Source organism: Longimicrobium sp. (genome assembly GCF_036280135.1).
Classification (GTDB): Bacteria; Gemmatimonadota; Gemmatimonadetes; order Longimicrobiales; family Longimicrobiaceae; genus Longimicrobium.
Genome location: NZ_DASURI010000495.1, coordinates 1 through 5010, shown reverse-complemented (window position 1 = coordinate 5010; position 5010 = coordinate 1). Strand labels below are relative to the sequence as shown.

4 protein-coding genes are annotated in these 5010 nt (G+C 68.9%); 1 reads left to right on the top strand and 3 read right to left on the bottom strand.

The window, feature by feature from the left end; all coding sequences use genetic code 11:
• Positions 1-154: 154 nt before the first annotated feature.
• The 3 genes from VFZ20_RS15935 to VFZ20_RS15925 form a co-directional block, all read right to left on the bottom strand.
• Positions 155-1348, bottom strand: a complete 1194-nt coding sequence (locus tag VFZ20_RS15935) for a tail fiber domain-containing protein (protein WP_329684901.1) — start codon at positions 1346-1348, stop codon at positions 155-157.
• A 92-nt stretch (positions 1349-1440) separates the two neighbouring features.
• Entirely contained in the window at positions 1441-2484 is a 1044-nt protein-coding gene (locus tag VFZ20_RS15930; RefSeq protein WP_329684900.1) for a tail fiber domain-containing protein, read from the bottom strand.
• A 19-nt stretch (positions 2485-2503) separates the two neighbouring features.
• Entirely contained in the window at positions 2504-3550 is a 1047-nt protein-coding gene (locus VFZ20_RS15925; protein WP_329684899.1) for a hypothetical protein, read from the bottom strand.
• Positions 3551-3866: 316 nt separating this feature from the next.
• Between VFZ20_RS15925 and VFZ20_RS15920 the strand changes: the two genes are divergently transcribed.
• Complete coding sequence (locus VFZ20_RS15920; RefSeq protein WP_329684898.1) at positions 3867-4439, top strand: TetR/AcrR family transcriptional regulator; 573 nt, start codon at positions 3867-3869, stop codon at positions 4437-4439.
• The last annotated feature ends 571 nt before the right edge of the window (positions 4440-5010 follow it).

Sequence of the window (5010 nt, the reverse complement as noted above, 5' to 3'; positions counted from 1 at the left end):
AGCCCGGAGGGGCGCTCGCGCGGGGCCTGCCACACGCTCACTGCCCGCGTGTCGATCCGGGCGAGTACGTCGCGCCGCACTTCCCTGCCCCAACGCAAACCGCCGCCCCGGGATGACCCCGGGGCGGCGGCGTTCGTCGCGGTGACGCGAGCGCTTACGGGCGCGGAGCGGAGACCAGGGCCTCCAGGCGCTCCATGCGGGCGCGCAGGTCGGCGATCTCGGCGGCCTGCGTCGCGTTCTCCTGGCGCAGCGCCTCGTTCTCGGCGCGCAGGGCGTCCGTGCGGGCCGTGAGGGCCTGCACACCCGCCATGTTCACGCCGTCGATGTCCACCGAGTTGATCATCAGCTGGTTCTCGCCCAGGCCGAACGCGGCGTAGAAGTCCTGCGCCATGGGGCCCATGTGGCGAACCGTGCTCTCCTGCGTGCGGTAGTTCCAGTTGCTCACCGGCACGCCGCGCAGGCGGGCCAGCAGGTCCTCGCCGTCCACGAACAGGAAGTTCTCCTTGCGGTTGCGGTCCGACACCGCGCTCCAGCCGCTGCCGCCCGCCGCCAGCTCCACGCCCGACGTGAGCCCCTGGTTCGTGAAGAACTTCACGCCGCCGCAGCCGCGCGCCACGAACTGGTTGTTGGCCGTGGGGAACACCGAGTCCGACGAGAACCCGGCGCAGCCGTCGCCCAGCACGATGCTGCCCTGGCGGTTGGCCGTGCGGGCGTTCTTGCCGATGGCCACCGAGAACTGGCCGCTGGCGCTGTTCTGCAGGCCGATGGCCACGCCAAAGTTGCCGTTGGCGATGCTGGGGCCGATGGTGATGGCCGCCAGGCCACCCGCGATGGAGCTGGGGCCCATGGCCAGCGCGTCGTCGTTGGTGGCCTGCGCGCCGCTGCCGATGGCCACGGCGCCCACGGCCGAGGCCGTGCCGTTGAAGGCGAACGCGCGGTCGCCGCTGGCCGTGCCGTTGTTGCCCAGGGCCACCGACTCGTCGCCGCTGGCCGTGGTGGCCAGGTTGGCGGCGAACGAGTTGTTGCCGCTGGCCCGCACGTTCTCGCCCAGGCCGATGGAGCCGTAGCCCACGTTGGACAGGTCCCAGTACGTGCTGCCGAAGCTGTCCACCTTGCCCGCGCGGAACGCCCACATGGTGGGGAACCACATCAGGCGCACGCCGGCACCCGTGGCCGGAATGCTGCCCACGTCGGGGGTGCCACGCACCACGAAGCCGGCGTCGGTGTTCAGGCGAAGCAGGTTCACGCCACCGCTCGAGGCCACGAAGGCCGAGTCCTGCGCGGCGGCGGAGGAGGCGGTCACGGCCACGGCGGCAACCGCCAGGGCGGACAGGGCAAATCGCTTCATCGTCTGCATCTCGTGAGAGGGTCTGCTACGTACTGCGAGAGACGGGGAGGGGCGGATCGCTCCGCCCCTCCCCTTCCAGCCCTTCGGAACGATCAGTTGCGCGGCGCGGCCGTCACCAGCGCCTCCAGGCGCTCCAGCCGGGCGCGCAGGCCGGCGTTCTCGGCCTCCAGGGCCTCGATGCGCCGCTGCTGCTCCGCCGTGCGGGCATCCAGCGCCTGGGCGGCCGCCAGGGCCACGCCGTCCGCATCCACCGTGCCGATGGTCACGTCGTCGCTGCCCAGGCCGAACGCGGCGCGAAAGTCCTGCGCCGTGGGGCCCAGGTGGCGAATGCCGTCGTCGTCCGTGCGGTAGCTCCAGCTGGTGATGGGCATGGCCCGCAGCCGCGTGAGCACGTCCTCACCCGCCACCGGCTCGAAGAGGTGCTTGCGGTTCACGTCCGACGTGTTGGTCCACACGCCGCTCGTGGACAGGTAGGCGCCCGTGCTGGTGCTGATGACGGCGTTGCTCTGGCCCCAGTTGCTCACGCTGGCGCCGGACTGGATGGTCACGCCCGTGCTCAGGTTGCTGCTGGTGAAGATCCGGAAGCCGCCGCTCACGCGCCAGTTGGCGGAGTGGTTCACGCCCGCGCGCAGCGTGTCGACCGACGAGCGGTCCGAGAACACGAACGAGCCCTGGCGGGCGTTGGTGTGCGCGTGGTAGCCCAGGGCCACCGACGCGGCGCCCGACGCCGTGTTGTCCTCGCCCGCGGCAAACGACGACACCTGCGCGGCCGTGCTGCGCAGGCCGAACGCCACGGCGTTGCTGGCGCTGGCGCGCACGTCCTGGCCAATGGCCACGGAGTAGTCGCCGATGTTGGCGGCGTCCCACTGCGTGCCGTTGATGCCGCCCGCGCGGAAGGCAGCCTTGCGCGGGTACCACATCATGCGCGTGCCCGAGCCCTCGGCGGGGATGCCGGTGCCGGAGGGGTCACCGTCGTACGTGCCGCCAAAGAGGGCGCCCGCGTCCACGTTCACGCGGAACAGGCCCTGACCACCACTGCTCACCGCGAACGCGCTGTCGGGAGTCTGCGCGTTCGCCGCCGAGGCGCCCATCACAAGGGCGCCGGCCACCAGCGCGGAGTTGAGGATCTTCTTCATCGTGTGCTCGGGAGGGAGGTCAGGGGATGGAGATGGAAAGGGGCTTGGAGCCGTCCACCACCAGCGAGCCGTCGCTGATGGACACCGGGCCGGAGGTGGTCGAGGAGCGCTGCACCCGCGTGCCGCCGCTGATGATCACGCTGGGCAGGTTGCCGCCCGTCACCATGCCGCCGCCGCGCATCCACAGCGTGCCACCGGTGATGCTGCCCGGCGCGTCCACGCTGCCCCACGCCGTCAGCGTCCGGCCGTTGAGCGTGAGCGTGGCGCCGCTGTTGACGGTGAGGTTGGTGACCTGCACGTCCGCCGACAGCGCGGGCATGCTGTCGATGGACACGTTCGCGCGGTTAACGGCCGGGATCAGCACGGTGCTGCCCGAATCCGGGACCATGTTGTTCTCCCAGTTGTCCGGATCCGTCCAGTCACTGCTCTCGCTGCCGTCCCACACCTTGTCCGTGAACGTCATGTCGTCGTCCGGCTGGGCCGCCTGGATCGTAACCACGAAGCTGAACTTCGTCGTTACGCTTGGCACCTGGAACTGCCACAGCATTGGCGAAGAGATCTCGGTCGGGGCCAGGACTTCGTTGTACATGAAGTAGTCCTGAGGGGCCCCGGTCGTGATGGGAAGCGAACCGGTGGGGTTGAACACGGTGACCGGACCAGGCCCGCTGGTCACGATCGGCTCCGCCGAGAAGAAAACCATCACTCCAGAGTTTGCGCCAAGGCTGTCGAGCCCCAGTACCTGCTGCGTGAGGTTCTGAACCGTGACGTTGATCTGGAAGATCTGAGTGTCTGCATCGTACGAGCCGCCTGAGCTCGCGAGCTTGATGTCGCGATTCTGCACGCCGAAGATGCGGGAGAGCTTGACGTCCGAACCGGCCGTGGGGTCGGGCGACGCGCAGGACATCGTCCCGCCCTGGACCTCCACCGTGCACTGGAGGGCGGCCATTCCCACGGGGGTCGGTTCGACCACCGGGGCCACGGGAGAGCTGTCCGTGCACGCGGCGGCGAGCAACGGAATCAGCAGCGCGAGGCCGCGAAGCGGCCTTCGGTTGAGAGAGTTGTTCATGAGCCGTTGAGGAGGGAGGGCTGGCGATCCGTCAGGAAGGCAAGTCCGTCAAGAAAGGGTGCGCCAAAGTTAGGTATCAGCACGCGTACGCGCAAGTAATCCGTTGCGCGCGCACCACATATACGTCAATTGTCGGCCCGATTCAGCGCCAGGTTAACCCCCCGCCGCCGCCGAAGAACCGATCTGCCGTACGACGATGGGGACGGTCACCGGCACCCGTCGTCGATCAACAACCGTTAACAACCACACACCTCGCGATCTCCATCCGGAGCCCGATGGTTGACAGACAGTGAATTCCGGTTTACACATGTAAACCATGGATGACATCAAGAGCCGAATCGTGTCGGCGGCGCGGGCGCTGTACTTCGAACGGGAGCCGGACGCGGTGACCATGCGCGCCGTGGCGGAACGCGTGGGCGTGACGGCCACGGCGCTGTACCGCCACTTCGCGGACAAGGACGCCATCCTGCGCGAGGTGATGGGCGAGGGGTCGCGCCTGCTGGGCAGCCACCTGTTCCGCGCGCTGGAGGCCCCTACCCCGCTGGAGCGCCTGCGGGCCACGGCCAACGCCTACTTGGACTTCGCGGTGGCGCAGCCACAGGCCTACCGGGCCCTGTTCAAGGGCGCGGAGCCCGAGGAAAGCTCGCCCATCCAGCTGCAGCGGGGCGCCATGCGGCGTTTTCTGCGCGACCGCGTGCGCGAGGCCATGGACGCGGGCGTGCTGGCGCCGGGGGATCCGGACGGGACGGCACTCTCCGTGTGGGCCACGCTCCACGGGCTCGCTTCCCTGCACCAGGCCGGCATCACCCGCGTGGAATGGGTGCGTGAACAAGTGTTAACCAACCTCATCGAAGGAGTGCGTGCATCTAATTCCGTGGAGACAGGATGATAACACGCGTTAACAACGGCGGTTCAGGGCCCGATTTCGTCGCGAAGGGGCCCTCACCCGCTCGCTGTCGCTCCCACCCTCTCCCGCAAACTGCGCGGGAGAGGGTATAGACTTCCACGAGCACCCGGCCGCGTGGCGGGATTTTCTCAGAGGGTGTGTTGCCGGACACCGCGCTGCGAACGCGTCAACCTGAGGAGCCGCCGCGCAAAACCCGTTTCGCGCGGGTTTCGTGGCGGTGAGGAAGGATCTGCCGGCGAAGCTCGAAGGCGGCTTCCCGTGTGTGAGATCCGCCCCGAGTCTCGCACACAAGATGCTTCGTCGCGCCAAAGCAAATGCCACGTCAGGCCTGCGCGGCGCTCCTCAGGATGACGCTCCCCGGCTCCGTTGAAAAGCAGGTTGGCAACCCCCTCTCAGGGGTGGAGCCTCGCCATCCGGCTCTCCGCAGGTGAAGCCTCGTTCGCATCGCGCGTCAGCGCGAGACGGGGCTTGTGGCTGTCCCAGCGGCGGCTTCAGCCGCTCAGGGACGCGCGACGCCAGCACCCCACGCGCAAAGGCCCGCCTCCGCGCATCT

Coding starts and splice junctions, on each gene's coding strand:
- VFZ20_RS15935 (WP_329684901.1), bottom strand. CDS start 1,348: ATGAAGCGATTTGCCCTGTCCGCCCTGGCGGTTGCCGCCGTGGCCGTG.
- VFZ20_RS15930 (WP_329684900.1), bottom strand. CDS start 2,484: ATGAAGAAGATCCTCAACTCCGCGCTGGTGGCCGGCGCCCTTGTGATG.
- VFZ20_RS15925 (WP_329684899.1), bottom strand. CDS start 3,550: ATGAACAACTCTCTCAACCGAAGGCCGCTTCGCGGCCTCGCGCTGCTG.
- VFZ20_RS15920 (WP_329684898.1), top strand. CDS start 3,867: ATGGATGACATCAAGAGCCGAATCGTGTCGGCGGCGCGGGCGCTGTAC.